Origin of the sequence: Kitasatospora sp. NPDC088134, assembly GCF_044741705.1 — a bacterium.
Classification (GTDB): Bacteria; Actinomycetota; Actinomycetes; order Streptomycetales; family Streptomycetaceae; genus Kitasatospora.
On sequence record NZ_JBIUTD010000007.1, the window covers coordinates 232,605 to 249,827 of the forward strand.

Sequence of the window (17,223 nt, forward strand, 5' to 3'; positions counted from 1 at the left end):
TCGGCCGGATGCGATTCCCTTTCTCCGCGCCCGTGGTGGCGCTGCCGGTCCTGCTGTTCCACCTGGCGTTGTCGCTGCCCCGGCAGTGGCGGGTCGAGACCACCGGGTTCGACCTGGGGATCTTCGAGGAGGCGGTGCGCGGGTACGCGGGCGGCGGGCGGCCGGTGGTGGCGTTGAAGGGCGCCGGGTTCGACCTGCTGGGCGACCACTTCAGCCCGGCGCTGGCGGTGCTGGCGCCGTTCTACCGGCTGTGGCCGGCGGCGGAGACGCTGCTGGTGGCGCAGTCGGTGCTGTTCGCGCTGTCGACGCTGCCGGTGACGGCGCTGGCCGTCCGGCGGTTCGGCCGGGCCGCCGGGGTGGCGGCCGGGTGGGCGTACGGGCTGTCCTGGGGGCTGTGGCGGGCCTCGCAGTTCGACGTGCACGAGGTCGCGCTGGGGGTGCCGCTGGCGGCGGCCGCGACGGTGGCGCTGGCGGAACGGCGCTGGCGGGCGGCGGTGTGCTGGGCGCTGCCGCTGCTGCTGGTGAAGGAGGACCAGGGCCTGCTGCTGGCCGGGGTCGGCGGGTACGTGCTGCTGGCGGGCCGGCGGCGGGCGCTGGGTGCGGCGACGGTCGCGGCGGCCGTCCTGGGCACGGCGCTGGCGGTACTGGTCCTCGTCCCGGCGGCGAACCCGGTCGGCGAGTACGCGTACGACTCCTGGGCGGCGCCGGACGGCGGGAACCCGCTGGCGCGCCTGCTGCTCCCCGCGGAGAAGTGGAGGACGGTGGCGGCGCTGCTGGCCCCGACGCTGCTGCTGGCGCTGCGCTCACCGCTGGCCCTGCTGGCGGTGCTGCCGCTGGCGGCCCGGTTCTGGTCGCCGGTCGAGGCGTACTGGGGCACCGGGTTCCACTACAACGCGGTGCTGATGCCGGTGCTGTTCGTCGCGGGGCTGGACGGGCTGTGGCGCCTGACGGTCCATCAGGGTGGACGCCTGCTCTCCCCGCTCCGGGCCGTCCGGCCGGTGTGCGTGCTGGTCGGGGCGGTACTGCCGGCGCTGCTGACGGTGCCGGCGCCGGAGCTGTCCGGGGCGGGGCCGGAGGCGTCGGCGGTGCGTCGGGTGCTGTCGGTGGTGCCGGACGGGGCGCGGGTGGCCGCCGCGAACCGGCTGGCCCCGCAGTTGACCTCGCGCTGCACGGTCTCGCTCTTCCCGTACCTGGGACATCCGGACGGGGGCTCGACGGGGCTGGCGCCGGACGGCCGCGACCCGCTGTTCCGGCCGGTCGCGGAGTGGGCCGCCACGCTGGACGCGCCGGAGGACTTTCCGGTGCCCCGCGCGCGCGAACTGGAGGTCCAGCGGGCGCTGCCCGCCGCCGGGTACCGGCCGGTCGCGCGCGGCGGCGGGGTCACCGTCTGGCACTGGCAGCGCGGTTGAGGGGCGCGGCTGAGGGGGGCGGTCGGCGGGATCGGCCGGCGGCTGTTCCTCCGGCGTTGACCTCCTGGTGGTGGCCGCGTTCCTGCGCACTGGCTAGGCTTCGCGCTGACGCGGGCAGGTGTGCACCGCACCTTTCCACACGGGGGTTCACATGGCGCGGGGCGTCATCCGCGGGGCGGCCTCCACCGCCGTGCCGCTGCTCTTCGCGCTGCTGCTGGCCGCCCTGCTCACGGGTGCCTCCGCCGGGGTGTCGGCGGCGGCCCGGGGCACCGGGGCCTCGGCGGCGGCCCAGGGCAACGGGACGGTCGTCATCGGCATCTCCGGGGTGCCCGCCCGGGTCGCACCGGGCGAGGGTTTCACGGTCGCGTTCACCCTGGACTCGACCTCCCGGTACCGGGTGCTGGTGCGTTCGCTGGCGGTGGAGCTGGCCAACGGCACCGGTCCGGCGGCGGGGCCGGACGACCTCGCGGTGCAGTGGTGGGACGCCGCCACCGGTGCCTGGCGGGATTCCGACCGCAGCGGGTCGCAGTGGTGGAGCCCCGCCCCGGCCGCGCCGCTGGTGATCGCGCCGCACGGGAGCCTGACCGTCCGGGCCCGGGTGTCCCTGGGGCCCGCCGCCCCGGCCGGGACGTACCTGCTGGCGATGGACGGCCCGGCCGCGTACACGGTGGTCGACGGCGCGGGCCGGGACGTCGGCCCGCTGGACGGCCACAACCGCCCGCAGGCGGCGTTCCGTTGTGCCGTCCCCGGCCCGTCGGCCTCGGCCGCGCCGACGCCGAGTGGGCCGGCCGCGACCCGGCCCGGGCCGTCCCCGTCCGCTCCCGACACCGCCGGGCCGTCCGCCCCGGTGGCGGCGCCGAGCCCCGTCGTCCCGTCACCGGTCACCGGCGCCGACTTGGCTCTGCTGCCCGCCGACGACACCGGGGCGCCCGGGCCGAGCAGTGCCCCGGGCCCGTCGGCGCCCGCGCCGGAGCGCTCCCCCGCCGCGGCCGCCCAGCGGTTCCCGGAGGCGGCGGCGGTCTCCGTCGCCGGCCGCGGCTCGACCCTGCGGCTGGTCTTCGGCGTCGCCGCGATCGTGCTCGGCTGCTCGATGGGCACCGCCCTGCTGGTCCGCCGGCACTCGCACGCGCAGCACGGCGACCGCTGACCGGTGCCCCTCCCGGGCGGCCCCGGTCAGTCGCGTCCGGTGCCGGTCAGTCCCGTCCGGTGCCGGTCAGTCGCGTCCGGTGCCGGTGCCGGCGGGCAGGACGTAGCGCTGCGGGGCCATCACGGTGTCGCGCCAGGAGAGGTCGGCGACGATCGCGGCGTGCGCCCCGGTCGGCGACAGCTCGCACCCGGCGGGCACTGTGGCCGTCAACTCCCCTCCTTCGAAGGTCACTTCGACGTCCTTGACGCCCAGGACGGCGCGCACCCGGTCGGCGACGGCGTCCAGGTCGACCCAGTTGCTGCCGACCTGGTGCCAGCGGCCCTTCTCCCGGCGGCCGACCGGCAGGCCGCTGAGTTCGGCGAGTTCGCCGTCGGGGCCGAGGGCGACGGTGCGCCGCCCGGCCAGCTCGATCAGCCGGAGCAGGGCGCGGGCGAACTGCTCGGTCTCCTCCCGGTCGAGCACGTCGGGGTGGGCGTGCAGGCTGATCTCCAGGCAGGTGCCGGTCCGCCAGATGTTGATCATCAGTCGGGTGGGGAGGGGTTCGGTCGGGTACCAGGTGAGTTCGGGGTCGACCGGCGGGTCGGGGCGCAGGGCCGCGATCTCCTCGGGGACGGTGCCGCTGACGTCGTTCAGCACGACGTCGCGGACGAACCGGGCGCCGCGCCCGATCGAGGCTTCGTCGAGGATGCGCCAGAGCTGTTCGGTCTCGAAGGTGGCGTGCCAGTAGCCGGACAAGGCCTGGGCCTGGGTGCGGCCGATCAGGGTGTCCAGGTCGGGGCAGTCGGTGTCGAGGACGAGCAGCGCGTCCTGGGCGAGGGTGCCGATGTGCTCGGCCAGCGCGGAGCGGTGCCGGTTGGCGGAGAGCGCGGCCAGCACCACGGTCGGGCGGGCCGCCCGGTGCGCGGCGAGGACGGCGTAACAGGCCAGCAGGACGGCCGACTTGGAGCTGCCGGTGCGGCGCACGGCACGTTCCAGGGCGGCGGCGCCGGACGGGCTGCGGACCGCCAGGGTGTGCAGCATGATGTCGCCGGAGCGGACCCGGTCGTCGGCGAAGACGGCGGAGGGCTCCTCGTACAGGATGCGCTCCCAGTGCCGGAGGGCGGCCCGGGCGCGGCGCTGCCCGCCGGTGGAGCGCTCCTGCTCGGCGACCTCGATCGGGGTGGGTGCGGCGGGCGGCGGCAGTGCGGCGCCGGAGGCCAGCGCCATCCACTCCTGGAACAGCAACCCGGTTGCCACGCCGTCGAGTTGGGCGTGCGAGACGACCACGGCGAGCAGCACGGGGTGGCCGTCGCGGGTGAGCAGGCCGAAGCGGAGCGGGAAGTCGGCGGTGAGGTCGAACGGGTCGCAGCGCCGGTCCCAGCCGTAGGCGTCGGCCCGGGCGGCGGCGTCCTCGTCCGGGTCGAGGGCGATCACGTCCACGGTGAACTCACCGTGCTGGCGCTGGCGTTGCGTGGTCGGGAGCCGTTCGTCCGCGCCGGGGAAGACGGTCCGCAGGGCGGCGTGCCGCTCGGCGAGGGCGCGCAGCGCGGCCAGGCAGGCGGGCAGGTCGGCCTGCTCGGGGACGATCCAACTGGCCTGCTTGTTCAGCGAGGAGGGCTCGTTGCGCTCGCGCGAGGGGGTCTCGTTGCGCAGGCAGCGGAGCATGTTGTCCTGGCCGAGGGTGACCGGCCCCTCGGCCTCGGGCGCCTCGGCGTGGAACCGGACGGTGGTGGCTCGTTCCTTCGACACTCCGTCAGTCTCCGTTCGAGGTGGTGCTGTTCGTGGCAGTGCTGTTCGTGGCAGTGCTGTTCGCGGTGGTGCTGTTCGCGGTGGTGCCGTTCAGGGCGGCACCGATGGGCTGCGGCCAGTCGGCGGGGCGGGAGCCGTGGGCGTGCAGCAGGGCGAGGGCGATCCGGTCCAGGCCGAAGGCGGTGCAGGCGGTGTTGCCGGTAGCGCCGTCGGCGGTGAACGCGAACGCCTCGCCGAAGTGGTCCTTGTGGAGGTTGGCGGAGGCGATCGCCTGCGGCAGGCCGTCGGCCACCGGGACGCGCAGCTCGAACTTCAACTCCTGGGCGCGCTGGGCGGCCTGGTAGATCCGGCGGCCGCCGCCGAAGAACGGGTCGTCGGCGAGTTCGACGGACGGCTTCAGTCCGAGCGCCTCCAGCCAGTCGGCGACCCGGTCGAGCCAGTGCTCGCGCCACTGCTGGCAGTGCTCGGCGGTTCCGGCGGTGACCAGTTCGGCCATCCGGAAGGTCCGCAGCCGACCGGGTTCGGCGGTCGCCTCCTGCCGGAAGCACTGCGCCTCGACGCTGAAGCGGACCGGCTCGGCGAGGTCCCGGCCGTCCAGGGTGGCGTAGACGGGGTAGCAGGCGGCGGGGAGCAGCACCAGGTCGGAGATGCCCTGCTGGGTGTGCCAGTCGCCGCCCTCGGCGATCAGCGGGGAGAGCCGGCGCCAGTCCGCGGCGGTGCCGGTGTAGCTGTGCACGGTGCCGAGCAGGTGCGGGAAGGAGGCGGCGAAGCCGGCCCGTTCGATGGTGGCGCGGGAGATCACGGGCGGCACGACGAGCCGTTCGAAGGGTTCGTCGGCGGCCAGCCGGGCGATCGAGTCGCGGAGCGCGCCGAGCAGCTTCTCATAGGCGGCGGGCTGGAGTTGGACGCCGGGGGCGGCGGTGGGCAGCGGGGTGGCGTCGTCGGGGTGGCGGGTCATGGTCGGTCTGCCTCGGGGTCGGGGGCGGCGGGCGCCGGGGAGCGGGCGGGGTCGGTGGTCCGGGCCTGGGGCGCGAGGGGGGCGGGCTGCGCGAGGCCGGGGGCGTCGCCGGGGTAGCGGCGCAGGTCGGGCGGCGGGAGCGGTCGGGTGCCGGTGCGGGCGAGGGCGGCGCGGTAGCCGGACGGGGCGGGGAGGTCGCGAACGGTGCACGGGCCGAGCGGTCCGTGCAGCCGGTGCGGGCCGGGCCGGTCGACCGGTCCGGCGGGGGTGCGCAGCCCGTCGGCGAGCCGGCCGCCGCGCGCCTTGGTGTAGGCCTCCTTGCGGGTCCAGCGCCGGGTGAACTCCTCGGCGTCGCCACCGGTTTCGGGCTCCGGGTAGTAGCGGTGGGCGAGCCGGCGGGCGACCTGCTCGGCGGGCACCGGCTCCAGGTCGACGCCGATCGCGCCGCCGCCCGCGGGCCGGTGCTCGATGGCGAACAGCGCCCAGGGCCCGGCGGTGCTCAGGTTGACGGTCAGCCTCCCCTCCAGCCCGTCGGGTTCGGGACGGCCGTGCGGCCCCCGCCGCCACCGGACCCGCTCCGGCGGCAGGCCCGCCGCAGCGGCGGTGAGCAGCCGGGCGGCGGCGTGCGCGACCACGAAGCGGTACCGCTCCGGCCCGTCCGGCGCGGCCCTGGCCCGGGCCAGCTCGCCCGGATCGAGCAACTCCAGCAGGACCCGGGCCTGTTCGGCCCCGGTGTCGGTGGGGATCAGCCAGACCTCGGTCACGCCCGCCCACCTCCGGCCCGACGACCGACGGCGCCCGCCCCGGGGGCAGCACCGACGCCTTGCGGGCGCCGCACCCGGCCGCTCCGGACCACCGCCGGGCCGGAACCGGCAGCGACGGCGGCACCGTGCGGGGCAGACGGCACGGCCCCCTGCAACGGAGCGGGGACACCGGGCCTCCTACCCACCGTCCTCCGCACCACGGCCCGCGCCCCACTGTGCCGGACCGCCACCGGGCCGGAACCGGCAGCGGCGCCAGCACTGTGCGGGGGGCGCGGCAGCGGCGTGGGGGCGCCGGGCCTCCCGTGCACCGTCCTCCGCTCCCGGCCACGCCGGACCGCCGCCGCCGTGCCGCGTGCCCGGCGCGTCCCGAGGCTGTCGCGGACTGCTGCCCGCCCGGAGCCGCCCTTCACTCCGCTCCCCCCTCCGCCTGCGGGTCGCGGCCCCAGCAGGCCAGGTCGAACCGGCCGGTCTCCGGCTCGAAGTCGGCCAGGGCCAGCGGACGTTCGACGTGCCTGGGGTCGGCGAGGGCGGCGGACAGGGCGGACCAGCCGCCGGTGTACGGGTTGCCGGGGCGGGCGCGCAGGGCCGGTCTGCCGTCGGGCGGGTCGGTCGCGGCCAGTCCGGGGCCGAGCACCAGCAGGGCGTCGGCGGGCAGCTCCCCACACAACTTCCCCAGCACCTCGCCGACCTGATTACTCGTCAATCTACCTTCCTGCACAGTGAGTTGCAGTGGACGACCAGCGCCGTCCGACTCCCAGAGCAGCGCGGCGGCGGAGTGCCGGTCCGACAGCCGGGCGGGCCGGTGCGGGCGGTGGTGCAGGTCGGCCTGTTCGACGGCGATCAGCAGGGCGCGCCGGGCGCCGCCGGTACGGGCGTAGGCGTCGGCGATCCGGAGCGCGCTGAACGTGCCGCCCGCGCCCTCGTCGCAGAGGGCGAAGGCCAGCGGTTCGCCCGGGCACAGGTCGCTGAGCCGGTTGGCGGTGGACTGGCCGGGGCGGACATCGGGGCCGGCGTAGACCAGGACGACCAGGTCGACCGGGCGGGTGGCGTCGACCAGGTGCTCGACGGCGTGCCGGGCGAGGGTCAGGTAGGAGTGGCCGCGGGCCCCGGTCAGCGCGTCCTCGTCGAGTTCCAGGCCGTAGGGGCGGACCAGGTCGGCGGTGAAGGTGCGCAGGTCGGGGTCGGCGGCGAGCGGGGAGTGCCCGTCCAGGTCGAGGGCGTGGGCGGCGGTGAGGCGCAGCGGGGAGGCGGCGCGCGGCAGGGTGGTCGGGGGGAGCGGTCCGCGGACGCGCACGGTCGTCAGTCCTCGGCGATGACGTGTCCGGCGACGAAGCCCGCGAGGGTGCCGACCGAGCGCAGGTCGTCCTGGTCGATGCCTTCGACGTCGATCTGCACGTCGAGGTGGTCCTCGAGTTCCAGGATGAGTTCGAGGGTGGCGGCGGAGGTCAGCCCGACCTCGTCGAACAGGCAGGCGTTCTCGGTGACTTCGGACAGTTCGCGCTTGAGCACCCGGGGCAGCAGCAGCAGGATTCCGTCGAGGGCCCGGCCGCGCAGCTCGGGGTCGACAGCGGCGTCGGCGGCGTCGGCGGTATCGGCAGCGTCGGCGGTCGCAGTGTCCGCGATGGAGTTCTCGGTCAGGGCGGATTCGGTCATGGCGATGTCCTGTCTGGCCGCGCGGCCCGACCGGCGGGCCGCGCACGGCGGTTGACTGGGTGGCGAGGGTGGGCAGGGAGGGGCGGTCGGCACCGCCGCGCCGCCGGCCGTCACCGCCGAGGGCGTCGGCGGCGCGGGCCTCAGTGCTGGAGCACCATGGCGGCGAAGGTCGCGCCGATCCCGGCCGCGGCGACCAGGTAGCGGTCCCCGCGGCGGAGCAGGCCGCGGGCGGTGGCGGTGCGATGGTTGATCAGGACGTCCGCGGCGAAGCTGTGCCCCACCGCGGGGACGTTGTCCAGCACCACGCGTTCGGGCGGGTACCCGACCTCGCGGCAGATCCGTTTCCAGGAGATCTGGTTGACGTTGTGCGGGAGCAGCAACCGGATCGAGTCCCAGCTCTCGCCGGCCTCGTCCAGGGCCGCCCGCATCACGCCGACCATCAGCTCCGGGTAGCCGCGCTGGTAGCGCAGCAGCAGGTCCGGATCGTCGGCGAGCCGCCCGTCGAACTCGCCGTGCTGGTCGACCGCGTACGACAGCACGCGGTCGTGTTCGCCTTCGGCCCGCACCAGGCAGGCGGCCGCCCCCTCGCCGAACAGGGCGGTGTCCGGGACGATGCGGGCGTCCCGGGTGAAGGTCTTCTCGCCCGCCAGGATCAGCGCCATCGCCTCGGGGTCGGGTTCTGCCGCCAGCAGTCGACCGGCCACGTCCAGTGCCAGCAGGGTGCCGGCGCAGGCGTGGTGGGTGATGGTGAAGGCACGGGCGTGGCTCAGCCCCAGACGGCCGAGCACGTCGTGCAGCGGGTTGTGCGGGTAGGGCGCCGCGACCGGCAGGCTGCGCGCGTGCAGCACGTACTTGACGCGGTGTTCGTTGCCGCGCAGCGGGGCCAGGGCCTTCGCCGCGCCGATGAGCAGATCGGTCAGGTCTCCGTCACGGTCCACCCGCACCTGGTCGAGGCCGTGGAACCGGCGGAAGAGCCTGATCTGACGGTCCGTCAACCCCAGGTGCTCCCCGACCAGTTCGATCGGTTCGGCGGTGGGCGGCAGGTGAACGGCGACTGCTTCCAGAGCGGTCACGCGGGCTAGTATTCCGTCGCCCGACCGGCCCGCACAAGGGATCTCCGCCGCTTGGTTCGGACCAACCCCCAATGGTCTGCACCAATTCTCCGTCGTTGGCACACGACTCGTTCGAAATTCGCCCGGCCCGCGTCCGGCTCCGGCTCTCCCCGCCTCCTCGCCTCCTCCGTCCTCGCCTCCTCCGCCCTCCGTCCTCCGTCCTCCGTCCTCCGGAAGGAACCGCCATGCCTCCTGCCGTCCCCGATCCCCCGCTGCGCCTGCTGCTGGTGGTCCCGCCGCTGGCCGGGCACCTGCTGCCGGCCCGCGCCCTGGCGCTGGCCTGGGCGGCACGCGGCCACCGGGCGGCCTGGACGGGGCCGGAGTCGGCGCTGCGGCCGGTGCTCGGCCCGGACGCCGAGGTGCACCCGACGGGGGCCCGGGTGTTCCGGGAGCAGGCGGCGGGCGGCGCGGCGGCGGTGCGCTCGCTCTGGGAGGGCTTCGTGGTGCCGCACACCCGGTTCACGCTGGGCGCGGTGCGGCGGGCCGTCGAGCAGTGGCGGCCGGACGCGGTGCTGGTGGATCAGCACAGCCCGGCGGGTGCGCTGGCCGCGCACGGCGCGGGGGTGCCGTGGGCGACCTTCGCCCCGTCCACCCTGGAGATCGGCGATCCGCTGGGCGGCGACGGGGAGTTGACAGCCTGGCGGGACGCACTGCTGCGCGGGCTGTGGGAGCGGGCGGGGCTGCCGGCCGACGGGTTCACCGACCCGTGCTTCTCGCCCGGCCTGGTGGTCGCGGCGGGCAGCGCGGCCCTGTTCGGGCTGGACACCGTCCCGGAGCACTACGCGACGGTCGGCCCGCTGCTCGCGCCGCGTCCCGAACCCACCTTCCCCTGGGAGCGGTTGGACCCCCGGCGGCGGCGGGTGCTGGTCACCATGGGCACGCTGTCCGCCGAGGTGGCGGGCGGGTTCCTGGACCGGGCGGCCGCCGCGCTGGCCCAACTGCCCGACGTGCAGGCGATCGTGGCCGCGCCCGGCGGGAGCGCGCTGCCGCCCGGGGCGATCGGCCTGGAGCGGGTACCGGTGCTGGAACTGCTCGCGCGCGGGGCGGTGGACGCCGTACTGTGCCACGGCGGGATGAACACCGTCGGCGAATCCCTGGTCCACGGGCGGCCGTTGGTGGTCGCACCGATCCGCCACGACCAGCCGGTCACCGCCGCGCGGCTGGCCGCCCTGGGCGCGGCCGTGCCGGTCGACTTCGCCACCGCGACCCCGGACGAGCTGCGCGACGCCCTGCGACGGGCCCTGGACGCGCCGGAGGTCCGGGCCGCAGCCGAACTGCTGGGCCGTCAACTCCTGGACTGCGGAGGCGCGGTGGCCGCGGCCGAACGCCTGGAGCACTTCGTGCGCGCAGCAGGCCGGAACCGCACCGAGTTGTGGTCCAGACCATTGTGAACGGGCGGGTCGGGGCCCTAGGGTCGGCACCGGCATGCGGCCCACGCCCCCGTCGCCGCCCGCCCCTCCTTCTGCGTACCCGCGTACCCGCGTACCCGTGCATTCGTACGTCTGCACACCCGTCCGCCGTCGCCCTCCCCGGCACGGCGCGACGCGATGCGGCACGACGTGGCACAGCACCGCGCGCGGACCTCTCCCGTCGGCCGACCGGCCGGCTTCCCTCCCCCACCCCACCGAGAACGACCACAGGAGTCCGGGTTGATCGTCACCAAGGGGCTGCGCAAGTCCTTCCGGCCCCGTCGCGGCAGCTCCGTCGACGCGGTGCGCGGCATCGACCTCGCCGTCGAGGAGGGCGAGATCTACGGCCTGCTCGGGCCCAACGGCGCGGGCAAGACCACCACGCTGCGGATGCTCGCCACCCTGCTCGTCCCCGACGGCGGGACCGTCACCGTCGCGGGCGCCGACCTGCGGGCCGACCCGGGCGAGGTCCGCCGCCGGATCGGCTACGTCGCCCAGGGCGGCGGCACCACCGACCAGGCCACCGCCCGTGAGGAACTGGTCCTGCAGGCCCGGATGTACGGCATCCGCAAGGCCGAGGCCGTCCGGCGCGCCGAGGAGGGCCTGGCGGCCTTCGACCTCACCGAGTTCGGCGACCGCCCCTGCAAGACCTACTCGGGCGGTCAGCGCCGCCGCCTCGACCTCGCCCTGGGCGTCGTCCACCGGCCCCGGGTCCTGTTCCTGGACGAGCCCACCGTCGGCCTCGACCCGCGCAGCCGGGCCCAGGTCTGGGCCGAGGTCCGCCGCCTGCGCGAGCAGGGCATGACGGTGCTGCTGACCACCCACTACCTGGACGAGGCCGACGCCCTGTGCGACCGGATCGGCATCGTCGACCACGGCGGCATCGTCACCGAGGGCACCCCCGAGGAGCTCAAGCAGAAGATCGCCGGCGACTCCGTCACCATCGGCCTGACCGACGCCGGAGCGACCGCCGACGCCGAGCGCGCGCTGGCCGAACTCCCGTGCGTACGGCGCCTGGAGACGCTGCCGGGCGAGGACGGGCTGCGCCTGCACGTGGACTCTGCGGCCACCGCGATCCCGCAGCTGCTGGGCGCCCTGGTCGCCGCCGGCCTCGAACCGGAGCACGTCCAGCTCCAACGCCCCAGCCTGGACGACGTATTCCTGGCCCTGACCGGCCGCGCGCTGGTCCACAGCAGCTGATCACCTCTCCCCCTTCCGCCGTCCGGTACCGACGTCCCCGAGGTCCCCGTGAAGCTCGCCCGCGACACCTGGCTGGTCTACCAGCGCCAACTGCTCCTGATGGCCCGCTCCCCCGTGTGGATCGCCGTCGGACTGCTCCAACCCCTGTGCTACCTGCTGCTGTTCGCCCCGCTGCTGACCTCCGCGCTGGCCGCGTCCGGGGCGCACAGCACCGCCGACGCATACCGGATCTACGTGCCCGGACTGCTCTCGGCGCTCGCCGTGATGGGCGGCCTGTTCACCGGCTTCACGCTGCTCGGCGAGCTGCACGCGGGCGTCATCGAGCGCTCCCGGGTGACGCCGGTCAGCCGGGTCGCGCTGCTGCTCGGCCGGGCGCTGCGGGAGACCACCGCGCTGCTGATCCAGTCGGCGCTGATCGCCGTGCTGGCGATCCCGTTCGGCCTGACCGTCGGCCTGGTCGACCTGCTGCTCGCCATGGCGCTGCTCGCCCTGATGGCGCTGATGTCCTCCTCGGTCTCGTACGGCCTGGCCCTGCTGGTGCCCACGGACGCGGCGCTCGGCCCGGTCGTCAACACCATCGCGCAGCCGCTCGCCCTGCTCTCCGGCACCCTGCTGCCGATCGCGCTCGCCCCGGCCTGGCTGCGCACCGCGGCCTCCTGGAACCCCTGCTACTGGGGTGTGGAGGCCATGCGCGCCCTGTTCGCCGGGAACCTGGACGCCCCCGAGGTGTGGCGCGGCCTGCTGCTGACCGCGCTGACGATGGTGCTCGCCGTCGCCTGGGCGGCCCGGCTGTTCGCCCAACGCATCCGCTGAGCGCCTGCGCGGCACAGCACGGAGTAGGGCCCGGTGGAGTTCCTTCCGCCGGGCCCCGCTCCGTCGTGCGTTCAGGAGTCGGCCGGGAGCCGCTGCGCGACGAACGCGGCCAGTCGGCGGACGCCCTCGGTGATCTGCTCCGGCGTCAGGTAGGAGCAGGACAGTCGGAGTTGGCGGGTGCCGCCGCCGTCCGGGTGGAAGCCGTCCATCGGGGTCCACAGCACGCCGTGCTCGCGGGCGCAGTCGTCCAGGGCCCGGGCGTCGGCCCGGAACGGGACGGTGACGACCGCGAAGAAGCCGCCCCCGGGGTGGTTCCAGGAGACGCCGGGGACGTTGCGGAAAGCGGTTTCCAGTTGGGTCAGCAGGGTGTCCATGGTGTCGGCGTAGAACTGCCGGGCGGGCTCGTTGGCCTTCCGCAGTCCCGGGCCGCCGCTCAGCAGCATGCCGCCGATCACGGCCTGGCTGAGCGCCGAGGTGTTCACGGTGGTCATGCTCTTCAGCTTGGCCAACTCGTCCGCGAGCAGGCTGCCGGGGCGGTCGTCCGCCTCGACCCGCTGGTCCGCGACCACGTAGCCGACCCGGGCGCCGGGGAAGCAGGTCTTGGCGAAGGACCCGAGATAAATCACGTTGCCGCGGTCTCCGTCCAGCGCCTTCAGGGTGGGCCGGATCTGTTCCGAGCGGCCGAAGAAGCCGTACGGGTTGTCCTCGATCAGCAGGACGCCGGTCTCCTCGGCGACGGCCAGCAGACGGCGGCGGGCCGGTTCGTCGAGGGTGGCGCCGCTGGGGTTGGCGAAGTCCGGGACCAGGTAGCAGGCCCGGGGACGCCTGCCCGCCGCGTGCAGCTCGTGGACGGCCGCGGCCAGCGCCTCCGGGTCGAGGCCGCCGTGCGGGCCGGCCTCGGGCACCGGACGGACCGTCAGGTCGAGCAGCCGGGCCGCACCCGTCACGCCGACGTAGCAGGGCGAGGAGACCAGCAGCACGTCGTCCGGCCCCGCGCACAGGGCGCGCAGCACCAGCAGCATGCCCTCCTGCGCGCCGACGGTGACCACGATCGCCTCGGGGTCCACCTCGACGCCCTCGTCGGCGGCCAGCGCCCCGGCGATCAGCGGCGCGATCAGGCCCTTGGTCCGGCCGTACTGGAACACCTCCCGGCGGACCTGCTGCTCCGTCAGCCCGCGTTCCTCGCGCAGGTACCGGAGGTAGCGCTCCAGGTGGACGGGGATGTCGGCCGGGTCGAAGAACTCCTCGTGCGGGCGGCCGGGCCCGAAGGAGATCGCCTCCGGGTAGCGGCCGGTGACCTCGTTGAGGAAGGTCATCGCGTCCAGCAGCGGATCCGCGAGCGAACCGTGCAGCTCGGCGAGCCGCAGCACCCGACTCACCGCCCCGCCTCCCGCCCGGCCGCGTACGCCGCCACCAGCCGCTCGGCGGCGAACAGTTGGGCCGCCCGCCCGTCGTCCAGCAGCGCGGGCATGGCGAAGAACCCGTGCGGCATCCCGGCGTACCGCCGCAACTCCACCGCCACCCCGGCCCGCCGCAACACCTCGGCGTACTCCTCCCCCTCCGCGCACAACGGGTCGTACTCGGCCGTCACCACCGTCGCCGCCGGCAACCCCCGGTGATCCGCCGCCCGCAACGGCGAGGCCAGCGGATTCGCGGCGTCCCCCGGCTCCGCCAGGTAGTGCGACCAGTACCAGGCCACCGAATGCCGATTGAACAACGCGGGGTCCTCCGAATCACCCCCGACAACCCCCGCAGGGACACCTGCCACCTCGCGGACTTCCGTCCCCCCGGCAAAGCCTCCCACCCACCCCGCCGGAGCTTCTCCCACCTCCCACACAGAGCCTCCGGCGGACCGCTCGGCACAGCCCCCGACCACCCCCGCAGAGACGCCTGCCACGTCACAGGCTCCGCCGCTCCCCAGCTCCGTCGCCCGCCCCGCAGGAGCTTCGCCGCTCCCCCGCCCCCCGGCGGAGCCAGCCGTCTCCGGCCCTCCCGGCCGCCCCGCAGGAGCTTCGGGGCCGTTGCTCTCCAGCTCCGTCGCCCGCCCCGCAGGAGCTTCGCCGCTCCCCCGACCCCCGGCGGAGCCGACCTCCCCCGACCCTCCCGCCCGCCACGCAGGAGCTTCGCCGTCCCCCCGACCCCCGGCGGAGCCGACCTGCTCCGACCCTCCCAGCCGCCCCGCAGGAGCTTCGGAGCCGCTGCTCTCCAGCTCCGCCGCCCGCCCCGCAGGAGCCTCGCCGTCCCCCCGACCCCCGGCGGAGCCAGCCTTCTCCCGCTCTCCCGGCCGCCCCGCAGGGGTTTCGGGGCCGACGCGGTGGTCGGTGTTCGGGTAGATCAGGAGTTGGTGCAGGATCGGCGGGCCGCCGCGGTCGCGGGCGAGGAGGGTGAGGGCGGCGGCGAGGTTGCCGCCGGCGCTGTCGCCGCCGACGGCGAGGCGGGTGGGGTCGAGGCGGAGGTCGGTGGCGTGGCGGGCGATCCAGTCGAGGGCGGCCCAGCAGTCGTGGACGGCGGCGGGGAAGCGGTGTTCGGGGGCGTGCCGGTAGCCGACGGCGAGGACGGCGGCGCCGGTCGCGTTGGCGAGGGACCGGCAGATCGGGTCGCCGGTCTCCAGCGAGCCGAGCGCCCAGCCGCCGCCGTACAGGTAGAGCAGCGCGGGGCCGGCCGTTTCGTCGATCGCGGCCTTCGGCAGGTAGTGCCGCAGGGTGAGCGGTCCGCCGGGGCCGTCGATGGTGAACTCCCGGACGCTGTGGACCTGTTCGCCGGCGCCGGTGGCGGTCCGCAGGTCGGCGAGGTCGGCGGCGCGGGCCTCGGCGAGGGTGCGGGTGTACAGCGGCGGGGTGCCGGCCGCGGCGCGGCGGGCGCGCATCGCCTCGGCCTGGGGGTGCAGCGGCATCAGCTGGTTCCTCCGGGGGCGGTGGCCTCCAGGTAGATCGACTCGTCCTTGCGGAAGGCGGTGTCGAGGTCGGCGAGGTCGGGGCGGGCGCCGTCCTGGAAGGCGCGCCGTTCGATCGTGAAGTCTCGGTACCCGGCGCGGTCGAGGACGTACCGGAGTTCGGCCTCGTCGTAGATCCACCGGTGGCCGAAGTGGTAGAAGATCTGGTTCAGCATGAAGGCCCGGCGCTCCGGCATCGGCGGTCCGACCCGCATGGTGCGCAGGCGGCGGCGGTGGCGGCGGAAGAACTGTTCGCCGCCGTCGAGGTAGCCCTCGATGTAGCGGGCCAGGTCGGGGGTGGTGAGGCGGAGCAGCCCGCCGGGGCGCAGGACGCGGCGGACCTCGGCGAGCCAGGGGACGGCGACGCTGAGCGGGACGTGTTCGATCAGGTGCTCGGCGTAGACCCAGTCGACGCTGCGGTCGGCGAACGGGAGCGGCCGGGTGATGTCGAGCTGGGTGAACAGGCTGCTGCCGTCGATCCGGTAGAGCGGGCCGGGGCGGGTGGCGTCGCCGTCGGTGTGCAGGCCGACCAGGTCGGTGCCGAGGCCCTGCGGGTGGCGGGTGCGGAACGCGGCGAACTCGATGCCGGTGATCCCGAGGTCCTGGAAGTCCTGGTGGGTGTGCGGCAGTTCGGGCCGGATCAGTTCGATGCTGCGGCAGCGGGCGAGGTCCTCGGTGAACCGGTCGGTGCGGGCGCTGAGCCCTTCGGGGTCCTCCCAGTCCCAGTCCGCGAACAGTTCGGCGGCATCCGGACGGCCGGCCCCGGGCGGGACGGCCCCGGACGGGACGGCCCCCGGCGGGACGGGCTCGGCGGACGGGGCGGGCTCGGGTTGTGCGGTGGTCGCCACGGGGTCCTCTCGTGCGTGCGGGGTGGTGCGGCAGCCCTCTTTGACGGTGCTCCGTCACTCTCTCCTCTATATAGGGGAGAGCGACGCGTGCTCAGGACGGCGGCCAGGGGGCGAGTGCGGTGCGGTCGAGGTCGGCCAGCGCGGGGCGGCCGGTCAGCACCATGGTGTCGAGCAGTTCCTCGCGCAGCAGGTCGAGCACGGCCCGCGCGCCGTCGGCGCCGCCGTGCGCGAGGCCCCAGAGCACGGGGCGGCCGACCAGTGCGGCGCGGGCGCCGAGCGCGAGCGCCTTGGCCAGGTCGGCGCCGTGCCGCAGGCCGCCGTCGACCAGGACGGGCAGCCGTCCCCCCACGGCGTCCACCACCTCGGGGAGGACGGCGAGCGCGGGCGGGGTGCCGTCGAGCTGGCGGCCGCCGTGGTTGGAGACCACGATCGCGTCCGCGCCGTGCTCGACGGCGAGCCGGGCGTCCTCGGCGGTCAGGATGCCCTTGAGCACCAGCGGCAGCGCGGTGCGCGCCCGCAGCCAGGCCAGGTCGGCCCAACGCAGGCGGGGGTCGAACTGCTGCCGGGAGTGCTCCTCGATGCCGGACCGCCCGGCCGCCGACTCCCGGGCGGCGCCGGTCAGTTCGGGGGCCAGGTTGACGGCGGTCAGGTCGGCGGGCAGCGCGAAGGCGTTGCGCAGGTCGCGCAGCCGGCGGCCGACCTTGGGGGCGTCCACGGTGAGCACCAGCGCCCCGTAGCCGGCCTGTTCGGCGCGCCGGACCAGCGCGGTGAGCGCGTCCCGTTCGCGCAGCCAGTACAGCTGGAGCCAGCGCGGCGCGCCGGGTGCGGCGGCGGCGATCTCCTCCAGGGTGCGGCTGGCGAAGATGCTGGCGACCAGCAGGGCGCCGGCCCCGGCGGCGGCGCGCGCGGTGGCGCACTCGCCGTCGGGGTGGGCGAGCCGGTGGTAGGCCATCGGCGCGACGCCGTAGGGGGCGGCGAGCCGGGCACCGAGCAGTTCGGTGCCGCAGTCGGGGGCGGAGACGTCGACCAGGACGCGCGGGCGCAGCACGTGGCGGCGCCAGGCGGTCAGGTTGGCGCGCCGGGTCCATTCGCTGCCGGCCCCGCCCTCGAAGAAGTCCCAGATCACGGCGGGGAGGCGGGCTTTGGCCAGTGCGCCGTGCTCCGCCAGTGTCAGCGGAACCATCGCGAACGAACCTCCTGATGATCCGTCAACTCGTGCGAAAACGAGGGACAGCGTAGGGGGACGGTCC

15 protein-coding genes are annotated in these 17,223 nt (G+C 75.6%); 5 read left to right on the forward strand and 10 right to left on the reverse strand.

The window, feature by feature from the left end; genetic code table 11:
• Window positions 1-8: 8 nt before the first annotated feature.
• Entirely contained in the window at window positions 9-1,409 is a 1,401-nt protein-coding gene (locus ACIOHG_RS14400; protein ID WP_400949667.1) for a DUF2079 domain-containing protein, read from the forward strand.
• 151 nt (window positions 1,410-1,560) lie between these two features.
• Window positions 1,561-2,556, forward strand: coding sequence for a hypothetical protein (locus ACIOHG_RS14405; protein ID WP_400949670.1), 996 nt, complete (start codon window positions 1,561-1,563; stop codon window positions 2,554-2,556).
• Between the two features lie 66 nt (window positions 2,557-2,622).
• Here ACIOHG_RS14405 and ACIOHG_RS14410 read toward each other — a convergent pair whose 3' ends face one another.
• The 6 genes from ACIOHG_RS14410 to ACIOHG_RS14435 form a co-directional block, all read right to left on the reverse strand.
• The gene (locus tag ACIOHG_RS14410; RefSeq protein WP_400949673.1) at window positions 2,623-4,284 is read right to left on the reverse strand and encodes a condensation domain-containing protein; all 1,662 of its coding nucleotides are present in this window, start codon (window positions 4,282-4,284) and stop codon (window positions 2,623-2,625) included.
• 4 nt (window positions 4,285-4,288) lie between these two features.
• Entirely contained in the window at window positions 4,289-5,242 is a 954-nt protein-coding gene (locus ACIOHG_RS14415) for a hypothetical protein (RefSeq protein ID WP_400949676.1), read from the reverse strand.
• Entirely contained in the window at window positions 5,239-6,006 is a 768-nt protein-coding gene (locus ACIOHG_RS14420) for a 4'-phosphopantetheinyl transferase family protein (RefSeq protein WP_400949679.1), read from the reverse strand. The genes ACIOHG_RS14415 and ACIOHG_RS14420 overlap by 4 nt, the downstream gene beginning before the upstream one ends.
• A 406-nt stretch (window positions 6,007-6,412) precedes the next feature.
• Window positions 6,413-7,300 (reverse strand): hypothetical protein, encoded by an 888-nt coding sequence (locus ACIOHG_RS14425; protein ID WP_400949682.1) that lies wholly within the window; start codon window positions 7,298-7,300, stop codon window positions 6,413-6,415.
• 5 nt (window positions 7,301-7,305) lie between these two features.
• Window positions 7,306-7,659 (reverse strand): acyl carrier protein, encoded by a 354-nt coding sequence (locus ACIOHG_RS14430; protein WP_400949684.1) that lies wholly within the window; start codon window positions 7,657-7,659, stop codon window positions 7,306-7,308.
• Between the two features lie 140 nt (window positions 7,660-7,799).
• Window positions 7,800-8,732: a 3-oxoacyl-[acyl-carrier-protein] synthase III C-terminal domain-containing protein gene (locus ACIOHG_RS14435; RefSeq protein WP_400949686.1), complete on the reverse strand. Its 933-nt coding sequence runs from the start codon at window positions 8,730-8,732 to the stop codon at window positions 7,800-7,802.
• A gap of 224 nt (window positions 8,733-8,956) precedes the next feature.
• On the opposite strand from ACIOHG_RS14435, the gene ACIOHG_RS14440 reads away from it, so the two are divergent.
• The 3 genes from ACIOHG_RS14440 to ACIOHG_RS14450 all read left to right on the forward strand — a co-directional run bounded on the left by ACIOHG_RS14440 (window position 8,957) and on the right by ACIOHG_RS14450 (window position 12,193).
• Window positions 8,957-10,162: a glycosyltransferase gene (locus tag ACIOHG_RS14440; RefSeq protein WP_400949687.1), complete on the forward strand. Its 1,206-nt coding sequence runs from the start codon at window positions 8,957-8,959 to the stop codon at window positions 10,160-10,162.
• Between the two features lie 258 nt (window positions 10,163-10,420).
• A complete protein-coding gene (locus ACIOHG_RS14445; RefSeq protein WP_400949690.1) occupies window positions 10,421-11,380 on the forward strand; it encodes an ATP-binding cassette domain-containing protein in 960 nt (319 codons plus the stop codon).
• Between the two features lie 48 nt (window positions 11,381-11,428).
• On the forward strand, window positions 11,429-12,193 hold the full coding sequence (locus ACIOHG_RS14450; protein ID WP_400949692.1) for an ABC transporter permease: 765 nt from the start codon (window positions 11,429-11,431) through the stop codon (window positions 12,191-12,193).
• Window positions 12,194-12,264: 71 nt separating this feature from the next.
• Here the strand turns inward: ACIOHG_RS14450 and ACIOHG_RS14455 are convergent, their stop codons facing one another.
• From ACIOHG_RS14455 to ACIOHG_RS14470, 4 genes are all read right to left on the reverse strand, one after another.
• Complete coding sequence (locus ACIOHG_RS14455; protein WP_400949695.1) at window positions 12,265-13,572, reverse strand: PLP-dependent aminotransferase family protein; 1,308 nt, start codon at window positions 13,570-13,572, stop codon at window positions 12,265-12,267.
• A complete protein-coding gene (locus tag ACIOHG_RS14460) occupies window positions 13,569-15,086 on the reverse strand; it encodes an alpha/beta hydrolase fold domain-containing protein (RefSeq protein ID WP_400949697.1) in 1,518 nt (505 codons plus the stop codon). The genes ACIOHG_RS14455 and ACIOHG_RS14460 overlap by 4 nt, the downstream gene beginning before the upstream one ends.
• Window positions 15,086-15,973, reverse strand: coding sequence for a methyltransferase domain-containing protein (locus tag ACIOHG_RS14465; protein WP_400949699.1), 888 nt, complete (start codon window positions 15,971-15,973; stop codon window positions 15,086-15,088). Before ACIOHG_RS14465 ends, ACIOHG_RS14460 begins: the two co-directional genes overlap by 1 nt.
• Before the next feature lie 91 nt (window positions 15,974-16,064).
• Entirely contained in the window at window positions 16,065-17,156 is a 1,092-nt protein-coding gene (locus tag ACIOHG_RS14470; protein ID WP_400949702.1) for an alpha-hydroxy acid oxidase, read from the reverse strand.
• Window positions 17,157-17,223 lie beyond the last annotated feature (67 nt).

Excerpts from the sequence above, each read along its gene's own strand:
- ACIOHG_RS14400 (WP_400949667.1), top strand. The coding sequence starts at position 9 with ATGCGATTCCCTTTCTCCGCGCCCGTGGTGGCGCTGCCGGTCCTGCTG.
- ACIOHG_RS14440 (WP_400949687.1), top strand. The coding sequence starts at position 8,957 with ATGCCTCCTGCCGTCCCCGATCCCCCGCTGCGCCTGCTGCTGGTGGTC.
- ACIOHG_RS14415 (WP_400949676.1), bottom strand. The coding sequence starts at position 5,242 with ATGACCCGCCACCCCGACGACGCCACCCCGCTGCCCACCGCCGCCCCC.
- ACIOHG_RS14470 (WP_400949702.1), bottom strand. The coding sequence starts at position 17,156 with ATGGTTCCGCTGACACTGGCGGAGCACGGCGCACTGGCCAAAGCCCGC.
- ACIOHG_RS14405 (WP_400949670.1), top strand. The coding sequence starts at position 1,561 with ATGGCGCGGGGCGTCATCCGCGGGGCGGCCTCCACCGCCGTGCCGCTG.
- ACIOHG_RS14430 (WP_400949684.1), bottom strand. The coding sequence starts at position 7,659 with ATGACCGAATCCGCCCTGACCGAGAACTCCATCGCGGACACTGCGACC.
- ACIOHG_RS14460 (WP_400949697.1), bottom strand. The coding sequence starts at position 15,086 with ATGCCGCTGCACCCCCAGGCCGAGGCGATGCGCGCCCGCCGCGCCGCG.